Origin of the sequence: Rosistilla oblonga, from assembly GCF_007751715.1 — a bacterium.
Classification (GTDB): domain Bacteria; phylum Planctomycetota; class Planctomycetia; order Pirellulales; family Pirellulaceae; genus Rosistilla; species Rosistilla oblonga.
Window position 1 is genome coordinate 4992389 of record NZ_CP036292.1, and the last position, 20719, is coordinate 5013107.

General features: G+C 59.1%; 13 protein-coding genes. 9 read left to right on the top strand and 4 right to left on the bottom strand.

Annotated features, from left to right (window positions below):
* The first annotated feature begins 17 nt into the window (after positions 1-17).
* On the top strand, positions 18-644 hold the full coding sequence (locus CA51_RS17670; protein WP_145122548.1) for a phosphoglycerate mutase family protein: 627 nt from the start codon (positions 18-20) through the stop codon (positions 642-644).
* A gap of 7 nt (positions 645-651) precedes the next feature.
* Here the strand turns inward: CA51_RS17670 and CA51_RS17675 are convergent, their stop codons facing one another.
* Both CA51_RS17675 and CA51_RS17680 read right to left on the bottom strand, forming a co-directional pair.
* The gene (locus tag CA51_RS17675; RefSeq protein ID WP_145122549.1) at positions 652-5157 is read right to left on the bottom strand and encodes a carboxypeptidase-like regulatory domain-containing protein; all 4506 of its coding nucleotides are present in this window, start codon (positions 5155-5157) and stop codon (positions 652-654) included.
* Complete coding sequence (locus CA51_RS17680) at positions 5154-10079, bottom strand: vWA domain-containing protein (RefSeq protein WP_145122551.1); 4926 nt, start codon at positions 10077-10079, stop codon at positions 5154-5156. Before CA51_RS17680 ends, CA51_RS17675 begins: the two co-directional genes overlap by 4 nt.
* Positions 10080-10508: 429 nt before the next feature.
* Here CA51_RS17680 and CA51_RS17685 point away from each other — a divergent pair, with 429 nt between their 5' ends.
* The 6 genes from CA51_RS17685 to CA51_RS17710 all read left to right on the top strand — a co-directional run bounded on the left by CA51_RS17685 (position 10509) and on the right by CA51_RS17710 (position 16033).
* Positions 10509-13241: a type VI secretion system Vgr family protein gene (locus CA51_RS17685; protein ID WP_145122552.1), complete on the top strand. Its 2733-nt coding sequence runs from the start codon at positions 10509-10511 to the stop codon at positions 13239-13241.
* A gap of 111 nt (positions 13242-13352) precedes the next feature.
* The gene (locus CA51_RS17690; protein WP_145122553.1) at positions 13353-14003 is read left to right on the top strand and encodes a hypothetical protein; all 651 of its coding nucleotides are present in this window, start codon (positions 13353-13355) and stop codon (positions 14001-14003) included.
* A 53-nt stretch (positions 14004-14056) separates the two neighbouring features.
* Positions 14057-14347, top strand: a complete 291-nt coding sequence (locus CA51_RS17695; RefSeq protein WP_145122555.1) for a PAAR domain-containing protein — start codon at positions 14057-14059, stop codon at positions 14345-14347.
* 58 nt (positions 14348-14405) lie between these two features.
* The gene (locus CA51_RS17700; protein WP_145122557.1) at positions 14406-14918 is read left to right on the top strand and encodes a DUF6931 family protein; all 513 of its coding nucleotides are present in this window, start codon (positions 14406-14408) and stop codon (positions 14916-14918) included.
* A gap of 12 nt (positions 14919-14930) precedes the next feature.
* Positions 14931-15371: a hypothetical protein gene (locus CA51_RS17705; protein WP_145122558.1), complete on the top strand. Its 441-nt coding sequence runs from the start codon at positions 14931-14933 to the stop codon at positions 15369-15371.
* 2 nt (positions 15372-15373) lie between these two features.
* Complete coding sequence (locus CA51_RS17710; protein WP_145122559.1) at positions 15374-16033, top strand: cysteine peptidase family C39 domain-containing protein; 660 nt, start codon at positions 15374-15376, stop codon at positions 16031-16033.
* A gap of 47 nt (positions 16034-16080) precedes the next feature.
* On the opposite strand, the gene CA51_RS17715 is transcribed toward CA51_RS17710, so the two are convergent.
* On the bottom strand, positions 16081-16884 hold the full coding sequence (locus CA51_RS17715; RefSeq protein ID WP_231745759.1) for a hypothetical protein: 804 nt from the start codon (positions 16882-16884) through the stop codon (positions 16081-16083).
* Between the two features lie 97 nt (positions 16885-16981).
* Complete coding sequence (locus tag CA51_RS17720) at positions 16982-17965, bottom strand: hypothetical protein (protein ID WP_231745760.1); 984 nt, start codon at positions 17963-17965, stop codon at positions 16982-16984.
* A 276-nt stretch (positions 17966-18241) separates the two neighbouring features.
* Between CA51_RS17720 and CA51_RS17725 the strand changes: the two genes are divergently transcribed.
* The gene (locus CA51_RS17725) at positions 18242-19396 is read left to right on the top strand and encodes a beta-ketoacyl synthase N-terminal-like domain-containing protein (RefSeq protein WP_145122560.1); all 1155 of its coding nucleotides are present in this window, start codon (positions 18242-18244) and stop codon (positions 19394-19396) included.
* Positions 19393-20709, top strand: coding sequence for a beta-ketoacyl-[acyl-carrier-protein] synthase family protein (locus CA51_RS17730; protein WP_231745761.1), 1317 nt, complete (start codon positions 19393-19395; stop codon positions 20707-20709). The genes CA51_RS17725 and CA51_RS17730 overlap by 4 nt, the downstream gene beginning before the upstream one ends.
* Positions 20710-20719 lie beyond the last annotated feature (10 nt).

Consider the following 20719-nt stretch of genomic DNA (forward strand, 5'->3'; position numbering starts at 1 on the left):
GATCACCGGAAACCACGATGAGCCGATTCAATAGCCGAATTGAAGATCAAGTCATCACGTCCACCAGCGCACGTACGATCTGCCAAGCATTGTTTGGGCTGTGGGTCGTGCTTGGCACACTGAATGCCACACCGCTGTTTGCCCAAACGGATCCGAACAACGCCACCACAACTTTTCTTGTCGTTCGGCACGCCGAGCGAGATGGCAACTTGGACAAGCTCACGAAGACTGGCCTGCAACGTTCACAAATTCTTGCTTCGCTAGGCATTGCACTGAATGTACAAGTGATTTACTCGACCGATACGCAACGGACGAAAGGTACAGTGCAACCGCTCGCAACAGCTGTCGGTACCGAGATCCGAATCTATGAAACACCGAGTGAAGATTGGATCGCTTCGCTTGCGCACAAGCATGCAGGGGAAGTCGTTTTGATTGTTGGCCACTCCAACACGGCGGGCGTGATCGCGGGCATGCTTGCGAAGGGAAAACACCTTGAGCTCGCCCACGACGAATACGACGCCCTGTTTGTCATTCGAGTATCCGCTTCCGAAACGCAATCCTTACGGCTGCGATACGGAAGTTCGTCTGACGGGGCTTCGTCAGCCGATCCAGACAAGATGGGAACGCTCGTACCAGCTCGCTGATCGACAATTAAGTCCGTAACAACGACAGATCGGTTGTTGTCGTCGTTTGAAGTCTTGCGTCGACCTCCGCTTTCGCGCTCCGCTGCGTCGCTGGCTTTTCAACCGCCAAGTTGTATTTCCCCGGCGGGACGCTGAATGCGTAGCTGCCATCGTCAGCGGTCTCGATCTTCGCTACCGGTTTTCCCTTGGCATCGGTCAGCGAGACGGTCAAACCGGGCTGGGCGATCGATCCTTCCAGAACACGCCCCGCAATCCGGCCGATCGGCTGGATTACTTGCACCGGCAACGCGACGACGCATTCATCGCTCTTCCCAGCATTGGTCAGAATCGTCAGTTCCAGCTGTTCGGGAACGGGCAACGCTTTGGGCCAATCCAACTGCCAAGCGGAATCGCCCGAATCGCTGCGCTGCGCCTGCATCGGTTTGACCTTCGCGTCGGTCGTCGCTGAGACGGGGACGACGCTCACGCTCGCCACGCCGCTCGGATTGGGCTGCATCTGAATCCTGACGGTCGTTTTGTCGGCGATCGATTCACCGCGTGCGTAGACCTCGTCGGGAACCGCATCGTCCAACAGGAACGGGTGCTCGCCGGTAACGCCTTGATTTCCGATCGTGTCGACGGTCACCACCCGCAAGCGATGCTCACCGGTCCCGAAATGAGTCGGGATGGCGAGTTCCCAATCGGCGCGTTTCGCGACCACTTGCAACGTCGCCTGTTTGCCACCCGATGCGAAGTCGGTTTCGATAGCTCGCGAAGTCGGCAGCATCGACTGCCACAAGACCTCTTCGTTCCGATGATCCCCCGCCAACACTTGCACCATCAATCGGTCGCGGTCGGCCAATCGCCGAGCTTTCACGACCGCAGACAGCGGCGTGCCGGGAACGATCGATGCCGCAGCGTCGATCTCGATCGAAGGTGCCTGTTGCCAGTCGAGCCTGACGCGGCTAGCTTGACGCGGGAATCGGCCGGACAAGACGAAGTAGCCGGGATCTCCGTTGACGCTGACGGGGATCTGCACATGTGGCGCACTCCCCTCTACGAATCGCAGATTCTTGGCGAACAACGGGCTTCGATCTTCGCCGTCGGCCAATTGAACCTGCAACCGGCTGACACCAAAATCGATCAACGGCTGGATCGATGCCGGATCGAGATCGAGCCGAAAGTTGACTTCCGGTGCAGCCGATTCGCTCGACTGCAGGCGGACTTCCGAGCGTTGCACTTGCAGCGAAAGTTCGTTGTTTCCATTGGGATGCACGACAAATTCAGCATTCCCGAGTTCGAAGACCTCGCGTGGATCGAGCACCTCGGCGGCGACTTGCCATCGCCCCAACGGCTTCCCCTTGCTCGCTTCGCTGACGGTGACGATCAACGTCGGATCGGCATCGGTCGGTTGTTTTCCCCCTGCTTTTCCTTTTCCATCGGCATTGGCCGGCTGTGGCTTGGGCGCTGGAAAGCGAATCGGCGCGGCGGTTCCCGGTCGACATGCGATCGGTGGCGAGGTCAGCGTCCCGAGACTGTCGGAGCTGACCGACACGACCACCGCGGCGATCGATGGATCGTTACACTTCAGGTTCCAGTCGAGCGTTTGAGGCTGGTTGTCGGGCCACATCGGCAACGTCACCTCGCGACCGATGGCGACCGCTGTGCTGCCAAAGTCGATATCGACGGCGGGACGTGTTGGTTGTTGTGGCATCGCCAAGGGGATCAATTCCGATTGGTCGCCGCGTTTCAAACGCAACCAGATCCCCCGCACAAACGACTCGGTCGATCCGCTTGCCTCGGCTGACAACGCGAACCGGATCTCGCTGGCTTGGTCCGGCTTCAATGTCCCGCGACGCGGCTGGACATCGATGCAGTTGGCCGACGATGCCAGAAACTCGAATTCGACGGGGACCGCGTCCATCAAGTCGACTTGATAGTGCAGGTTGATCTTTGCGTTGGGATCATCCCAATCGAGCGAGTTCAAATCGCCACCGAGTGCAACGGGCAACATCGCATCGCTGGGAGCGATCGATAGCTGTTGAGCGATCTTTCGATAGATAGGGATCGCGTTAACGGTGGCCGTTTGCGCAACATAGTCGTTCAACCAACTGCGGTATCGAACCGACGCGACCTGCGCGATCGCTTTGGCTTGTTGAGTCAGGTTTTGCAAACAGACAGTCGGTTCGGTGGCGTCCATCTGCTGTCCCGACATCGCGCCGGACATCATCATCGAATTCGAAACAAGCTTCTCGCTTGAATCGAGCGTTAACTCGGTCGGGTGACTGAGAATCCGAGACCGAACCGCGGCGGGGACCGTTGCCGAAATCAAACCGGCCGTCGCCGCTTGGCTGCTGGAGATCTTATCGCTGTGGTTTTGGATCATCTGTTGCAGTTGCAGTTCTAACGCTTCGGAGGCCTGTCGCAACAAAGCCAACTCTCCCGTTAAGATCCCGGAATTGGTGGCGGTTCCGAGCCGGATCTTGCTGATCGCGGCGATCAAATCGGCGGCGCGACGTTGGGCGATCAGATAGTCGCGATCGTGATCCCAGTGAATTCCTACCGCGGCGTCGGTGGAGATCGTCTGGCTTGCGACTTTCAATCGCCGGATCGCCAGACTCACCGATTCCTCGGCCGCCAGCGCGGCGGACGATTCCACCAACGAAGTCTCCAATTGGCGAGTGACCTCGGCATCGGATGTCATGCCGGGATTCCAAGCCAAGCGTTGAGCCAACACAAACTGTTCGGTCGCCGTGTCGATGCGTGGACTCAAGATCGCGATCGCCGATGGATCCGAACCCAGCCGACCGTGGATGCGGAACAACCGCACCGCTTCGGCGATCCGTTGATCGGAAGCGTCAGACGCCAACAACCTGTCGATCGCTTGTGTGATCGGAAACGTCGGCGGGTTCTTCCACGCTTTCCGAACCGCGACGATCAATTCCAGCGATTCGCGATCGACGCGAACGTTGCGATCGAATTGCCGGATCAGTGCCGCCAGCGACAGCGTGGCTTGGTCTTCCGAAAACGCGCCGACGTATTTTGCAACCGCCTTGCCGATCAATGCGGGTTGATCGCCAGGAGCCGACTTGGCCAGGATCTCTTGTTGCGCGGCCAACAACTCTTTCGCCAGTTGATCGACGTCGATGCCATCGTGGTCGCGGATCATCCGCGCCGCGGCCATCCGCAGCGAATCGCGACGTTGTTGAGCCCAGCGAGCCAGTTCGGCATCGATCTCTGCTAAACAGGTCGCTTCCAATTGAGCGACCGACGCTTCGACCGTGGCATCGGTGTCGCCGCGACGCCAGCCCGATTCGATCCGGCTGAGCCCTACCGCCCAACCGCTAGCGGTCTTGGGGAGCCAAGGGATCTGAGTGTCGGCGAGGTAGATTTCGCGTTGCCGCCAACCGGCGACAAGCGACGCGGGATAGGGGCGTTCCAGGTGCGTCGACGTTCGAGCGATGGGAGCAAAGAAGAGATTGGCGCCGCCACGAATCCATTGGATCCGCTGTTCGGGACCGATCTGCGACGAGACCTCTTCGATCCGCGGCGCCGCCCATGCGATCGCTTCCTTCATCGAAATCCGTCCGTCGTGATCGGCATCGGCCGCGGCATCGCACAGCCCTTGAGTCAGCCAATAACACATCAAACTCTGCGGCGTCGCTCGCATCCCGCGAGCCGGCCCCTTATCCGAAGCGGACAACAGCAGATCGATTCCAGCCGCCTCGTTCAGCTTGTATTGTTCTTTGATCGCAAGATTCAACTGCTTCAACCGCTCCGCCGAATCGCCATCGTCGGCGACGGTCGGCCAATGCACCTCCAAGACCAGCAGCTTGTTTTCCGCGGGAGCTTTGTTCAGTTGCCCGAGCAGATCGGCCAGAGAGATCGCCGTCTCGCGACGACTGGTCGGATCGTAGCCATAGAAATAGACCTGCCCCTGATCGATGCGAGCCATCGTGCTGACGTGCAACACAATCTGCTGTCGCGATGTGGTCTTAATCAGTGCATCGTGCCAAGACGGTGCGGGCGGCGTGGAGCTCGTTTCGACTTCCGCTTCGCTTTTTGCAGACGCCGCGTCGGGCGTCTTTCCTGCGGTGCCAGACTTCGTCGTCGCAGCAGCCTCCGGCTTCGCAGCGGGCTTCGATTCCGAAGGCGAGTCCTTTGTTTTCGATTTCGATTTTCCAGCGTCCGACTTGGTCTTGGATTCCGCAGCAGGTGTCGCAAGCTGCGGCTGAGTGTTCGCGGGGACCAGTCCCAAAAAAGGAGCGGCCAATGGCGGATGCGGCGCATCGACGCCGAAGGCTTCGTCGCCAGGCTGCAGGTACAGCGAGACCAGGACGGTGCGATGATTCGGCGACGGCAGCGAGGCAAACGCCAGAATCGTCCCTGCTAACGTCGCTAACAGACAGCTGCCGATGGCCAGTTTGCGATAGCGAGACGGCCCAGCTTGCGGCGGCCCGTTTCGCCAACGCGCGCTGCTCGCCGTCTGTTCGGTCGATGTCGGTTCGCTTGCTTCGGGTGACGTTTCGCTCATCGATCCACTCCAGAAAACGCAACGCGTGCGGCGCCCGGCGATCGGTGCTGGGTGACGCTGTTGGGCGTTGGTTTGTCGTCAAAGATCACCTTGCCGCCGGCCCGCTCGGCGTTGCTGTTCACGCGATCGACAAGAATCAATTCGACCGATTGCAGCGTTCGTTCGACATCCTCGCTGGTGACCGGCCACTGCCGCAGCGTGAATTCACCCAACTCGGTAAAGCACTGTTCGTCTTGTCCCTCGAACGCGAGGCCGCTGGTTCGCACTCGGAATGCCATTCGCCGCGGGCCGCTGCCTCGCAGCACCAAGCAGGGTTGCGGGTGAAGTGCCCCGCTGCGGTCGGCGACATCGTGCGTTTCGATCGTCGCCGATTTCAGTCGGACTTCCCCTTCGCTCAACTGCCAACTCGCGGGAGCCAAGTCTTTCAGATGCCAGAAGTCTTGGTTCCGCACCAACGCTCCCACGGAATTCGCTTTGCGATCGCTGGTCCAGACCTGGAACTGAGGCTTGCCGGCGCCGGTGGCTTGGACCGCGATGTCATAGCTGTCGCAAGAGAGATCGTGATTCTGCTGCCAGCGGATCGGCAGTTTTTTACCGCCGTCGCGAGCTTCGATCCATAGTTCGCTGGGCCGTTGGATCGCCAACTTGCCGTCGGATGCTGGAGCCCACAGCAGCAATCGACGCGCGGCGATTCCCGTCGCGGAGATCGGTTGCGGTGTCAGCGCGATCGTCCAGCGACCGCTCTGCCGCTGCGGCGTCCCAATAAATTGCTTATCGATCGTCGGCCATAAGTGAAGCGATCCGCTGGCGGTTCGATCCAACACCAATTGATCGCCATCGGTCAGTTCGATCATCGATCCGCTGCCAGAACGATCCGTCGACGCGGTGTATAGACCAGCGTCCAACTGAGGTGTCCAACTGGCGGCCGCATGTTCGGGGCTGATCGGCACCGTGGCCAGAGTCGCCTTGTCGGCGGAAGGCTCCGCGGCGGCGTGTCGAATCGAGATCGGCGTTTCGACAGTCAACATCTTCGACATCGCTGCGGCGAGCTCGGAGGCTTGGTCGGCGGTCACAAAACGGCCCGCCGGAAGCAGGTGTTCCACGGTGGCTAGTTGTTTTTCAGTCGCCGTTTTTTCGGCGTCGTCGACACGGAAACCAATCACGTTGACAGTGATTCCGGTCCCGTTGAACTGCTTGCGGATCCACTGTTCGGGCGTCAGTTTTAATGGATTGGCAACGGCATCGTTTGCGATCCGGTTGTCGGCTCCATCGGTGACCACGACCAAACTGCGAACCCCTTCGAGATCGCGAAGATCGTTCGACGCGGCGAGCATCGCGGCTAGCAGCGGCGATTCGTTCCAAGGTTCCACGTGCGGATAACTGATCGCGTCGATCAGGTTCTGCCGCAGCGAACGATCGTGCGGGTTCCAAACGACCGGTGCTTGGATCCGGCGGATCGAACGTTCGGCGGGGGTGACCGTTTTGGCTTCTCCCACCGCGGCTCCAAAAGTCCAGACGCTCAACTTGATTCCGCTGGGCAGATCATCCAACAGCGTTTCGACGGCGGTGACCGCGTGTGCGTATTTTGTGTTGGGACCAAACGCTTCGCCGCGAGCCGCTCCCATGCTGCCAGAGCAATCCAACACCAACGCGATCGCGCCGGCCGATGCATGATCGGCGTGCGTCGCCGATCGGATTGCGATTCGCCCGCCCAGAGGCTTCGGATTTTGGACGACATGGACGTCGGGAGTCGATGCGATCGTGGCGGCGAGAGTTTCCGTCAGCTGTCGGCCGCGGAAGTAGCCGTGGACCTGGATCTTAGCGCGGGGCTCTTTCGAACCTGGCACGCGTTCCAGGTGCACGATCAAGTTGTCCGTTGCGGTGGACTTCCCCGAACCGGTCGATTTAGTCGGCTGGATCAGCGGTCGGCAGACGCGACTTCCGGCGGTCGGTTGCGTCGCTTGCAAGCACCCCTCGGCTTCGACCCAGATCGTAACAAAGCCTTCGGCGCCCCGTTTCATCGTGCGAACGCCCGCGGTGAATTGATCCTGCCGCTGCGTCGTCCAGATCAATTCGCTGGGCAAGTGGATCGAGACGGCGGATTGCGGATTGTGGACCAGAGGTGAACTGGGAACCGTCACGCGTGGACTGAGCGAAGCGATGTCACCCGCCAACAGCTCGGCGACTCGCGCGAAATAGGCAGGTCCCTCGGCGCGTAACGACCAATAGCCGTCGGCGACAAAGCGGTTCGTCTGCCAAGCGAGGAAGTTTGCGAACAGGTACTTCTGTTGTACGGTGACAAACTGGCGACTGTCGAACGGCGCGATCGCGGCCATCCGATCCAACAACGCCAACCGGCGTTGCAGTTGTTCCTGTTCGTCGGCGGTCTGGCGTTTGATCGGCGTCGTGATCAGCCGCAGGGCTTCGGTTTCGCGGATCCCGATTTGATATCCGGCAATCGCCAACGCGTCCCACCACTTCGAATCGGTAGCGAAGACTTGCAAGCGATGATCGACTTCCGCCCAGGTTTCGAATTCCCCGGCGACCAGCGAATCAAACATTGGTGCGGACCAACCGCAGAGAGCCAAGTGGCCTCGACGTGCCGCAGCCGATTGGATCGAAGCCACGGCGATCGACAGATCCTCCGCGACCGGCGTGTGCATCGTCGCATCGGCACCGGCCGACAATCGGCACAAACTCTCCCACGCCGATCGCCGCGTGGCGGCATCGCTCCCCACGACGTCCAGCGCCGCAAGCATCGGGGGCATCGATTGCGCAGGTTGCGACAAGACGTTGGTTTGCCAAGCGTTGATCCGTTTTCCGAGCGTATCGAATCGGTCGTGATACTGTTGAGTCAACGATTGCAGTTTCGACAACGTTGCCGTCCGCTGCGTCGAGTTCGCCGGAACCTCTTTTTTCAGAATCGCATCGATTTGATCGACGGTTTGATACAGCGAGGCGACGTCGCGAAGATCGCGGCTGTTGTCGCTGTCGATGCTGGCGATCAATTCGCACAGTCGCGCCAGTTGTTGACCGCCCCGATGGACGATCGATTGAGCGGTGTTGACGACGCGACCGATTTGATCGACGCGAGCGTATCCCTTTTCGGCGGCGTCCAAAGATCGCTGGGCGCGTTGCCTCGCCTCCTGTTCACCAAACAACAGATCTCCAGCGAATCGGCGTTGTTGATCGCTCGACGCAATCTCCGCTTCGACCCAAGAAACCAATTCGGGCGACCACCACAAACCGTCGTTGGCGACACGATCACTGCGGGTGCTCAACTCCAGAAACCGAGCGATCCGCGTCGCGTCACTCGATCCAAGCGGTTCGGATGGCAGATCGCGAGCGAGAAACTGCAACACGCGTCCCAGTTGAGGAATCGGTTGCAACGGATCGGTGACCGCAGCGACGAGAGCCGATGCGGATTGTAAGCGTTTGCGATCGACCGATACCTCCGCGCGGAAGGCGGCTACGGTTTGTTCGGACAATCGTTGGATGACAGTTCGCCGCAGGAAGGCGACGTCGGCCGCACTCGACTGCGACGAAGCGATGCTCAACCAATGGTCGGTCGCGTCGTCCAGGGACATTCCCGACAAGACCGCGGCCAATTGATCGGCGTTCTGTTGCCGCTCGGACGTGACTTCGAAACCGATCATCTCGGGCGATAAGACACCGGCCCGACAGGCGATCGAATCGAACCGCGTTGGTTTTTGCAACGTTTTGGCGAGATCGCCCAGATGCTCGTTCAGCATCCCCGCCGCACTGCTGCATCCAGCGCGTTCGAAGTGCTCGTAACGCAACAGCGTCCGTTCGAACCGACGCCACGTCGCGGGCGATTTGGCAGCCGGATGCAATTGTTGCTTGACCATTTCATCGTAACGCGACCACCACTTATCGATCCGGTCGTTGTTCGTTGGAGAGACGAAAGCGGGGATGTCGATCGCTGGCGTCTTGTCGGGGAACAGACCAAGGTTACGCGTGCGGTTCTCTCCCTCTTTCCCCAGCGGCAGCAAAACGGGATGTTGTGGTTGTTGGCAGACTTTGGCGGACCAAGCAGTCGCTCGATCGGCGGCGCAACGATGAACTTCCAACAGATCGATCCAACCATCGCGATCGAGATCTTTCGCCAAACCGTTCAACGCATCGACCAGAGCGTCGCCCCAGTTCGTGATGCCGGCAGCAGGATTGATCCACGATTGTTGATGGATATCGCTGGACATCACGACAACTAGATTGGGAATCGCTTGGATCACAGAATCGAGGTCGCGCATCTGGCGAGCGAAGTCGTTCAACAGGATCCCCAACGACTCGTGCGATTGGAAGTGGACACAGTCCAACAGCAGCACTTTCTTTTGGCTCGCGGGAAACTTCGCAATCTGATCCAGCAGGTCTTTGACCGGATAGGCGTCATCAGACGATTGAGCGTCGGCGGCCAACAGCGCAGGCCCCTGCGGCGTATGGATCCCGTGGGCCGACAGATAGATCAGCGAAATGGCGGCATCGCGATCGGTGCTGATTCGATCGAAGGCGCTGCGATTAGAAAGTTCCAACGGCGGCCGAGCCAGTTGGATATCGCGGCGGAGCCCCACATCGCCTCCGGTCACCCAGGCGGACAGTCGCCCGATCGCGCGGTCTCCCATCGCATTGGGAGGCAGATCGAGATTGGCGTGATAATCGGTGCTGGCCAACATCACGCAGACCTGTGGCGCCCGACCGATACTAGTGGTCGCCCAGGTCAGCACCGCGGTCAGCGCGGTGGCCGCGAAGACACCGCCGATCAACAGATTCCAACGACTGGACCATTGCCAGCCGCGGCGACCGCTGCGACTGGAGTGCCATGATGCGATCGGATCGATCGGAGCCGTGCGTCGGGTTGGTGGCAACAACGGCGCATCGGATGATCCTTCGGCGCTAGACGACATACAGGGCCCCAAGAGTATTTAAGTTGGAAAGACAGGCGAGACGTATCGGTGGGATCGCAAACAGTCGTGCAGCCCGACTCCGTCGCAAAACCTGTTCGCGCATCGTGCGGCCACGTTTCATTGCCCACTGGCCATACGATGCCGCACAAACATAACCTCGAAAAACGTGCCATAAAAAATTCTTGCCTGATTCGGCAGCTTTTCCCAACCGCCGCGCGCCGCACAACCGGCAACCTTCGCGCAGCAGGAACGGTCGAGTCAAATTCCGCACACAACGACGAGATTGAGCTGACCCTGGCAAGCCCCAGCCGCCGATGCGCCCCATCGGGCAATGTATCGACACTGTCCACTTCGGCCTAAGGAGAGGCTGGATGTTTGTGGCAGGGATTGCCGATCGAGCACAACAATTCGATCTCAGGTAGCCCAGCAATGCCCTTCGATTCGCCGCTCACTCCAGTGCAGACTCGCATCCATCTGCACTCTAGCCTCGGAGTGGACCGATTTCGCTTGACCGAAATTCGCGGTCGCGAGCGGATCAGTGGGCTCTACAGTTTCCGGCTGAAACTGCGTACGCATCGCCACGACCCGGTGACGTTAGACCAATTCACCGGGCTGGCTGCGATGGCCAGTTTCCAGTTGCCCGATCCTCACTGGTTGTCGGTCGTCGCCGCCGACGGTGCCCCCGCAACACGCGACTTCTGCGGGATCCTGTCGCACGTCTCCTACGACCACAGCGACGATCGCGACCGCTACTTCACAGCGATCCTTCGTCCGCGACTGTGGCAACTGGGACTCAACCGTCGCTTCCGGATGTTCAGCCAACAGACGACTCGCACAATCGTCAGCACGGTCCTGGGCAGCATGAACGTTCAGTGGCGATTGGCGAACGACACCAAGCTGCACAATTACTGCGTGCAGTACGGCGAAAGCGATTTTGCTTTCGTCAGCCGCTTGCTCGAAGCGGACGGCTTGTTCTACTTCTTCGAACACCAATACAAAGGTCAAGCTGTCGATCCCAAAGAGCGTACCGAACGCCTGGTGATCACCGACAGCATCGACGCAGCCAATTCGCCGCCGCCTTCCTCCTCTGGCGATTCCGCGAGCGAAGCATCATCGGACACGTCGGCCCCGGCCACTCCCATCTACCGATTCGACAACGTCGGTGGAGGTGTTCGCGATTCGATGCGGGTGCGGCGTTGGGTCGCCACGCGTCAGTTGGTTCCCGAGACAAGCCGTTCGTTGGACCGACACTTCCAACGCCCCAGTTCGCTGGCCGACAGCTCTCATACGATCGACGGCGCGACGGCCTCGGACGCGAGCACTTGGATGTGTTATCCATCGGGCATCGCCCCTCGAGTCGACAACATCACTCCATCTGGTGACGACCGCGATCAATTAAAGGATCTCGACCCGTGGGCCGAATCGGATGCCAAGATTCGTGCGGCGCGACTGCACTACCAGGTCGATCGGTTCCGCGGCGCGGGCGATATCGCGACGATGAGCCCGGGCAAGAAGTTTCAACTGGTACGCGATCGAGTTCCCGATTCGAGCGAGTATTACTTGACGCAAGTCGAACATCTGGTGCGGTTGGCGACGGGACAACACAGTGGTCCCCACAGTGCCGAATTGACCTATAAGAACCGCTTCCGCTGCAGTTCGGTTGCGGTTCCCTACCGTCCGGCGCTGAAGACCGCTAAACCGAGGATCGACGGTGTGGTTCCGGCGACGGTTGTCGCTGACAATTCGCAAAAAGACGATCAGGTTTGCGTCGACAAATATGGCCGCGTGAAGGTTGTCTTCCCCTGGCAAACCGGCACATCGGATCCGAGTTGTTGGGTACGTGTCGGCCAATTTTGGGCCGGGCCGCGTTGGGGTGCATTTTTCTGGCCGCGAGTGGATCATGAAGTGATCGTCGCTTTTGAGCATGGCGATCCCGATCGGCCGATCATCGTAGGGAGCGTCTACAACGCCAACAACATGCCGCCGCTAACGCTCCCTTCGCTGAAGCTCTCGTGCGGCATTCACTCCTGTTCGCACAAGGGAAACCCGGTCAACAACACCAGCACCGTCGTATTCCATGACAAACAGGGAGCCGAATATTTGGAACTGCATTCGGAGACCTATCACAGCATCAGCAGCGAGACGACCGAAGTGAAATGGTCGGCGGGCAAGGAGATCCAATTCAAGGGACACCATTGGTTGTTCGACGCGATCGGCGGCAGCGGCGGCGGCGGCAACAACATGAGTGGCGATGACGACGGAGCCGATGCGGTATTTAAGGACAGTGGTGGAGATTCGGACTCGGGGTTCAGCGCTACCGAGATGCTCCAGAGCATTTTCATGGCCGACGATAAGGGCGAGATCGACTTTACCGTGGGCGATTCGTTTTCGAAGACCTTTGGCGGATCTTACGCGAGCAAATATGGTTGCAACATTTCGATGGTCTGCGACCCCATGGATTTCTTCGAGTTCCTGGCCGACAAGATTGGTGAGCGTGCTCCCACCGCTGGCATGCTTCTCAACCCTCTGCTCCCTCTGCTGTTTGGTGCTGGAGGACAGGGGCTGACGACATTTGGAGGCAAAAGCAATCTGCATTACGGTACGGCTGTCGAATCTCATCGCGGATACAAAATCACCAAGATGCTACCGACTCCGAAGGAACCTGCAGTGAGGTTTTCCAAAGGAAATGAAACACCCGTCGACGCTCCTGCAACGACAGCATGTGAAATCGCCGTAGCGTTGCTGTTGATCATGGACCTGTTGGTAATGTTGTTAACCAAAGCGGCTGTCTCCCACCAGGGAAGTCACTGGCAAGGGTTCGTCAAGTTCAGCGAGATCTGGACGTTTAATCTCCTGCCACGATTGCAGGGCCTGCTGATCTTTGTCGAATCGACCGAGGCGAAGGTGGACGATGCAAGTTCCTCCGTGCAGGATAGCGTCGACGATAGCCAACGGGCGGTGGAACGATCCGCGCGCGTTCTCGAAACGACTGATTCGTCGTCGACCGAAAGCAATGAGGCAGCGGGCGGTGAAATCGAAAACGCGGAATCGTCGGTGGTTAACAGCGAACGAAAACTCGAACGGGTTGTTTCCGATGACGAAGACGATGATGACGAAGAGGATGGCGGCGCATCCGATGGTGGCGAATCCGATGGCGGTTAATCCGATGGTGGCTCATGATCGGGTGCTGCTGCAACCTAGAAACATTCGAGTGCCAGCGAACCTACAGAAGATTCTGATTCAAATTACGCGGCAAAACACAAAGGGTTAACATTGGATAACGCAATTCATCTAATGGGCGAACACGCCACGACATGCGCCGACTTTTCGGTGCGAGCCCAGGTTCAAAGCACGCCGACCGACCCGACGGATCCCTTGATGGGGCGGGTAAGCCTGACGGCAGAAGGGCCCAACGACGACGGCAACGTCTGCCTCCAAGCCAATGGGCGAGTGACTTCGCAAGTCGATGAGTGCCGGATCGATGTCCTTTCCGACGGGATCGTCGTCGATTCGGGGAACACCGGAAACATCGGGTTGCGGGCTGGTGCCGCCCCTTGCATGCAGCAGGTGGACCTCGAAGGCAACGGCGGCAGCATCGTGCTTGAAAACGGTCAGATCGATGGCTCCCCCAAGATCGACATCGGCGAGGATTCGATCACGCTTTCGGTGGGGACCAACAAAATCACGATCAGCGCGACCGGGATCAAGGTCGAAGGACTCGAAATCACCATCGAAGGAACCACCTCCGCAGAGATGAAAGCGCCAAGCGTTTCGGTCGATGCCAGCGCCGACGCGACGATCAAGGGAGCTGCATCGACCGAGGTCAGTTCCTCGGGATCGATGGTGGTCAAAGGAACCGCGTCGACCGAAGTCAGCGCATCGGGAACGATGACACTCAAGGGTGCGATGGTGATGATCAATTAGGATCGCGCCACCGACACCTTGGATTCCAACCTTTAAAAAACGAAAGCTGAACGATGCCCTGTGCCGCCCGCGTTGCCGATCTCCACACCTGCCCGATGGTTACCGGATTGGTGCCTCATGTCGGTGGACCGATCTCCGGCCCTGGAGCCCCAACCGTCCTGATCGGCAGCCTGCCCGCATCGGTCGTCGGCGATATGTGCGTCTGTGTCGGACCGCCCGATTCGATTGTGATGGGAAGCGCAACCGTGATGATCGGCGGCAAACCGGCGGCGCGGATGGGCGACCTGACCGCGCATGGCGGCACCATCACCTTGGGCTGCCCGACCGTCATGATCGGCGGTTGAATTCCGTTGCCACCGTCGCCACGCTCCGCGAACCGTGTTCTATCAAAAGCATAAAGTCATGAATCTAAACCAGTTGGACGAATTCCTAGCCGCTCAAATCGAGGCACGCACGCCCAGCGAAGGGATCGATGCGATGTGCAAGCATGCACCGGCAAATCGCTTGGTCTGGTGGGGATGCCTGTCTGCTTGGTCGATCTGGCGGCCAACGCCTCCGCCGCATGAAGATGCAGCGCTGGCGATCGCAGCCCGTTGGGTCTTCCAACCGAGCGACGAGCTGCGCCGCGCCGCGGCGTTGCAAGCCAAAGCCGATACCGTCGGATTGTGCAAATGGCTGTTGCAAGCTGTCCAGTACAGCGGCGGCCAACTGAAGATCGACGACGCCGGAATCGACCTCCCGACGCCCGACGTATCGGGCGCCTACACCAAAGGTTTCATGCACCATCTGCTGGCGACCAGCCCACCAGTCGAACGAGCCACCGCATCTCAGAACTTCTTGCAACTGGCGCGTCAGGCGATCACTCGACCGATGCCGACCGCAGAGCCTACGCAACCAACACCGCAACTTGTTTAACGGGACCCGACGATGAAAACACCAGAAAATGTCGAAGCCCTGTGGGACGACCTGGATAATATGCAGAGCCAAATGCGTATCGGGATCACTGCCTTGCCACCGTCGAAGGCGAAGGACTTGATGAACCGGTTGATGGAAGTCGCCCAGCCGCTGGTTGGAAAAATGCGAACCAAGTATCCCGAAGCGATCGATGCGTTTGAGAAGCAGCACGCGGAACTCGAGGAGAAACTCGATCGCGCCCGCCAGAACATCGCCAAGGCGAAAGAGAACCTAGCGAACGTGCCGCCGGTCGAAGAGATTCGCAAGAATTTGGTTCCGCTTGCCGCCACGCTGCCGAGCGGACTGTCGCTGCAATTCGCCGATGAAATGCGCGACCGCTACGTTCCGCCAGCCCCCGATCCAACACTCGACGACGGCCCCGGCGCGGCTTGGCAAGATTGGTCGATCTCCTAACCATGGCGCCCACAACTCCATCGGCCCCGACAACTGCCGCCAAAAACAACGCGCTGCCGCGCACTTGCGGACCGATTTCGCTAGTCGCTGCGCTCCGCCGGTTTGGCATCGAGCAATCGGTCGATGCGATCTGGCCCGCCGTCACGCGAAAGGATCCATTTGGCACCCGCGCCGCCCGGTCCTACCTGTTGGCCGCCTTGGCCCGCACATGTCAGTTGGATGCAGCCGTTTTGCAGTGCCAGCCCGAACGAGCGTGGCAGGCGATTCGAACTTGCCACGACGCCGACCTCACGGTCGTCCTGAACCATCGCGCCTACCGCGCCCCCGACGAAGGACATTTCACATTATTGGCCGCGATCGACGATGCAACGATCACAGTCGACGATCCCTTCCTAGGGAAAAACAAACAGATCGACCGACAAAGCTTCTTGAAACTCTGGCAGCCCAATCGCGAGACGTCGGGACATATTCTGATCGCCATCGATACCCCCAAGACAGACCGAACCGAAGCAACTCCACAATCCATCACAACATGTCCACGCTGCGCTGCGCCGATCACACTGGCACCGAATCGTTTGTTTGAACCAACCGACTGGAATCCCAACGGACTCTGGCGGCGGTTCTTTTGCCTCGGCTGTGACGCGTCGTTTTCCTCGCGTTAGGCGACCGCCGTTGCAATGCGGAAGAGAGGTCTCTCCGTCAGACGCGCCTACGACGCCCGCGCCAAGGGTTTCAAACGTTCCAACGGAACGTAGAACCGTTTGTAGCGTTGCCCGTCGTCGAACATCTGCCCTTTGCCATCGGGGACCAAGACGGTCGCGCGTCGCGTGATTCGATTCACTTTACCTCGCAACACTTTTCCTTCGTGTTGGAATTCGACGGGGCTGCCGACACTGACCTGAAAGCGTTTGGCGGCGCGTTCGTCTTGGGTGATCAATTGGTGTTGGTAATCGGTGTGGCCAAAAAACCGACGGGTGATCCCGTGGAATTGCCGCTTGGCACAATTGCTGTCGTTGAAGCAGAGCATCTCGACGAGATGGACCAGTTCGTGTTCGCAGACACGTTGAGCGGCTTGCAGACGGTTATTGCAAACACATCCGCTGACGATCACTTGGCGATCGAGATCGTGAAACGTTTGGAACAACAGCGTCGTCGAAAGGATCACCTCAAACGTACGCTTCCTACCGCCGGGAACCTGCGGATCGCGGACTCTCGAATCGTAGGTGGTGACTGTTTTGCCAGCCGCCCGCGTCATCCGACTGGAGAGATTAAAATCGATCCCCTCGCGACGAGCCAACCACAACAAACGACCTTCAAAGAAGTGGTCGTCGTAGAGCATGCACATCCGTCGCAGATCGGCAGCTGCCATCCGCGTGAAGTTCACACCATCGAGCGTCGACGACAAAGCGAGCGTCGTCCGCAAGATTTCTTGTTGCTTGGTTGCGATTTGTTGGGACGTCCAGCGTCGCTCTAACGCATACCGCCCCAATCGTTTGAAGTCCGTCTCTTTCATGGACGATATTGTGACGACTTCGGGCAACCGCTGCCAGAGCGGAAAGAGCTGGCAGCGGGTTTGCTAGCAATGGAATCGCCGCTCACGCGGCGCTCCCTTACGGACGCGAAGCGACTCGCGTTTCGTTAGCAAAATACAACATCGGATCGTCGACGATCACACCGGTGCTCCACGTGCGGCCATCGTCGCGGCTCATCGTGTTGAAGAAAAAGCTCCGCAGCCGTTCGGTCTTGTAGCTGTAGGGGAACTGCGACGTGACGTAATCGTCTTGAGTCAGATCGTCGACACCTTCGGAAATGTAGTAGTGAACCATTCCGTCGGTCGTGCACGACATCCCCAAAGTCCACCACCCCGTGGTCGTGATCGCCGGTCCTTGGAAGTCTCGTCCGCGGGAGTCACAACGGATCCGCCAATAGGCGTAGTCGTAGTCCTGTTTTGTATTCTCTTTGCACTTCAGTTCGACAAACATCCCAGGCCAGTAGACCTCGTTCTCGGGGCCTTTGCTCTTGAACATCAAGAATCCTTCGGACTCTTTGACCGCTGTCGTTTCGAGAGCCAGGCGGAAGCCAAAATGGGGGCCGGTTCGGCGCTCCCAGTCTTTGACTTTTGGCAACCAGACTCGCGTCACCACGTTGGGCTGACTCTCGACCTGAACACGTCCGTTCAAGCGGTATTGGACGTTGCAGATGAAATCGTCCTGATTGTGCGGTTCGCTGCTGCCACGTCCGGGAACTCCCGTGTACATCGACTTCAACAGCAGAGAGCCTCCGCTTCCGGACAATCCGCCCGGGGGAGTCGGAACGCGGCGGACGATATCGGGATGGCCGCGTTTAATCCCTTCGTACCAGCGTCCATTGACCGACTTTCCCGTCGGCCCGCGTTGGTTCTCGTCGATGTCCTCGGTGCTCTTGGGATTCCGAGGAACGTATCGCCAATTGGGATCCTCGAAGTCGTCACCGACTGCCGTGATCAGCTTTCCGGTGCCGGGAACGATCGGTCGTGGCCGCTGAGCGGTGGCTGTGGTTACAACCAAAATGCCAGCAAACGCCATGACGTGGGCAAGCCGGATGCGCACGTTCATATTATTTTCCTTCCTATTACCTGCGAAGAACCCCTGGGACATACGTTCGCAACTTGCGTGCGAACCGCCACATTCGGATTTATCGGCATATCTTTCCAGCGACTTTGCCCTATCGCCGCCAGCTGGATTCTTTTTGCCGATGGTCAACGCCCAACCTGCATCGCAACACTTTGCTAGCCAAGGCTGATCTGGACAGCAATATGTTGCGGCGACTATCCTTGCTGAGCCGTTTTGGCCATTTCGTGGATTCCCAACGATCCCAGGGCAGGGAGCCCCATGCACCATCTTTCCTCCAAACACGACAGTGTGGTGATCACAGGCGTTGGCGTCTTGAGCCCGCTGGGCTCGGGGTTCGACTCGCTGCGGTCGGCTCTCGCCGATCCTCCCGCCTCGCCTCCATCTGCCCCTACGACCGGCTTGCTCGCCAGCTATTCCGGTTCGATCGACGATTTCGGCAAGCTGCCGCTCGACCGCAAACGCAGCCTTCGCAAATCGATGAAGCTGATGAATCGGGAAACCCAACTTGGCGTCGCCGCCGCCTTTCAAGCGATCCAGGATTCCGATCTCGATGCCGCGGCGTACGCTCCCGATCGCGTAGGCGTTTGTTTTGGGGCGGGCAATGTCGAAGTACGCCCCGAGGATTTTGTTGCCGGCGTGCAAGCCTGTGGCGAATCGTCCGCTGAAATGATCGAAGCCGCTTGGGGTTCGCTAGGCATCCCGCACGTCGATCCGCTGTGGGTGCTGCGAGTTTTGCCGAACATGCCAGCTTGCCATATCGCGATCAGTTACGATTACCGCGGCCCCAACAACACGATCACCCAAGCAGAAGCCTCAGCCAATCTCGCCATCCAGGAAGCCAAGTACCATCTGTTGGACGGCGAAGCCGATGCGATGATCGTCGGCAGCACGGGAACCACGATCCGCATCGACGGTACCGGTGAAACCGACGGTTCGGCAAGCGACCACGGTTCCGAAGGGGCTGCAGCGTTTGTGATCGAACGACTCGAAAGAGCTCAACAACGTGGAGCGACGATCTATGGTGAGGTGTTAGGGATCGGCAGCAGTTGTGTGATCGACGCGACGATGGTCCCCAAGCCAGACGAGGCGGCTAACAACGCGATTCGCGCGTCGTTGGCCCAGTCGCATCTGGCGGGCGATGACAACGTTCAATTCACAGTCATCAACGACCAATGTGATGCCCCCGCAATCAAGCGCCTGCTCAAATCGCAGCCGACCGATTTGCTGAACCTCTCCGATTGGATCGGCCATGTCGACGCCGGCAGCGGCGCGATCGGCCTCGCCGTTGCGCTGCAGCGATTGGCTGCCGCGGACACCTCCGCCACGCGGTCGGCGATCAACATTGGCATTACTCACAATGGTCTGGCAAGCTGCTTGACCGTCCGCAATCTTCAACCGTCGCGAGCCGCATGATGTACCGACGTGTAGTGATCACAGGACTGGGCGTCGTCACGCCGTTGGGCCATCAACTGGACAACTTCTGGCAAAACCTGACATCGGGCCGCTCGGGCGTCGGCCCGATTTCGACGTTTGATGCTTCCAACTTCCCCGTTCGCATCGCGGCGGAAGTTCCGTCGTCGTGGTCGTTGGAAAGTGTTGGCGAAAACCCGCGACAATGGGCTGGCGCCCCGCGTCAATCGAGCTTTGCGTTGGCGGCGGGCATTTCCGCAGTACGCGATTCGGGGATCGAACTCGACCGTTTCGATCCGCTACTGTCGGGAGTCTATCTCGGCTGCGGCGAGCCGTTTACGCCGTTCGCTCCACTTGTCGGTTCGATCTCGAAAGCGATGGCCGACCAAAAGTTCAACTCCGCTGCATTCACCGACACTGCACTGCGCCTGTTCGATCCCAAATCGCAGCGTCAATTCGATCCCAAGATGCCGGCGATCTCGCTCGCCGCACGATTCAATCTGCAAGGTCCCAGCGTTAACTGCATCGCGGCATGTGTCTCGTCATCGCAGGCGATCGGCCAAGCGGTTCGCATGATCCGCCGAGGCGAGGTCAACACGATGTTGTGCGGCGGAGCTCACAGCTGCGTCAACGAATTGGGCGTAACGGGGTTCAGCCGACTCTCCGCACTCAGCCAACAAAACGACTCTCCGACGCAAGCTTCTCGCCCCTTTGATCGCAACCGCGATGGGTTTGTGATCGGTGAAGGAGGCGCCGTGTTTGTCGCCGAAGAATACGAACAAGCTCGCCGCCGCGGAGCTAACATCTACGCCGAGGTCACCGGGTACGGATCGGCTCAAGATGCATTTCGTGTTACCGACACACATCCCCAAGGGCGTGGCAGCGTCCAAGCGATCAGCCGAGCGTTAAAAGATGCCGGCATCGACGGCGGGGACCTCAGCTATATCAACGCTCACGGTACCGGAACAGTTTTGAACGACAAGGTCGAAACTCATTCGATCAAGACCGCACTGGGGTCGGCTGCCTATGACGTACCGGTCTCCAGCAGCAAGAGCATGCTGGGCCATGCGACGACCGCGTGCGGGGCGATCGAATTAGCTGTCGCGCTGCTGGCGATGCAGTCCAACACGTTGCCGCCGACGATCAATTTCGACGATCCCGATCCAGCGTGCGATCTCGACTACGTCCCCAACGTGGCTCGCGACGTCCAATGTCAACATATCCTCAGCAACAACATCGGTTTTGGCGGCCAAAACGCCGCGTTGATCGTATCGCGGGTGAGCGAACCGCGAACGTGTTGCCAACACGCCGCCTGAAGGGATTGAT

Bases quoted from the DNA above. Each gene is read 5' to 3' on its own strand.
- CA51_RS17670 (WP_145122548.1), top strand. From the start codon at position 18: ATGAGCCGATTCAATAGCCGAATTGAAGATCAAGTCATCACGTCCACC.
- CA51_RS17675 (WP_145122549.1), bottom strand. From the start codon at position 5,157: ATGAGCGAAACGTCACCCGAAGCAAGCGAACCGACATCGACCGAACAG.
- CA51_RS17680 (WP_145122551.1), bottom strand. From the start codon at position 10,079: ATGTCGTCTAGCGCCGAAGGATCATCCGATGCGCCGTTGTTGCCACCA.
- CA51_RS17685 (WP_145122552.1), top strand. From the start codon at position 10,509: ATGCCCTTCGATTCGCCGCTCACTCCAGTGCAGACTCGCATCCATCTG.
- CA51_RS17695 (WP_145122555.1), top strand. From the start codon at position 14,057: ATGCCCTGTGCCGCCCGCGTTGCCGATCTCCACACCTGCCCGATGGTT.
- CA51_RS17700 (WP_145122557.1), top strand. From the start codon at position 14,406: ATGAATCTAAACCAGTTGGACGAATTCCTAGCCGCTCAAATCGAGGCA.
- CA51_RS17705 (WP_145122558.1), top strand. From the start codon at position 14,931: ATGAAAACACCAGAAAATGTCGAAGCCCTGTGGGACGACCTGGATAAT.
- CA51_RS17710 (WP_145122559.1), top strand. From the start codon at position 15,374: ATGGCGCCCACAACTCCATCGGCCCCGACAACTGCCGCCAAAAACAAC.
- CA51_RS17715 (WP_231745759.1), bottom strand. From the start codon at position 16,884: ATGAAAGAGACGGACTTCAAACGATTGGGGCGGTATGCGTTAGAGCGA.
- CA51_RS17720 (WP_231745760.1), bottom strand. From the start codon at position 17,965: ATGAACGTGCGCATCCGGCTTGCCCACGTCATGGCGTTTGCTGGCATT.
- CA51_RS17725 (WP_145122560.1), top strand. From the start codon at position 18,242: ATGCACCATCTTTCCTCCAAACACGACAGTGTGGTGATCACAGGCGTT.
- CA51_RS17730 (WP_231745761.1), top strand. From the start codon at position 19,393: ATGATGTACCGACGTGTAGTGATCACAGGACTGGGCGTCGTCACGCCG.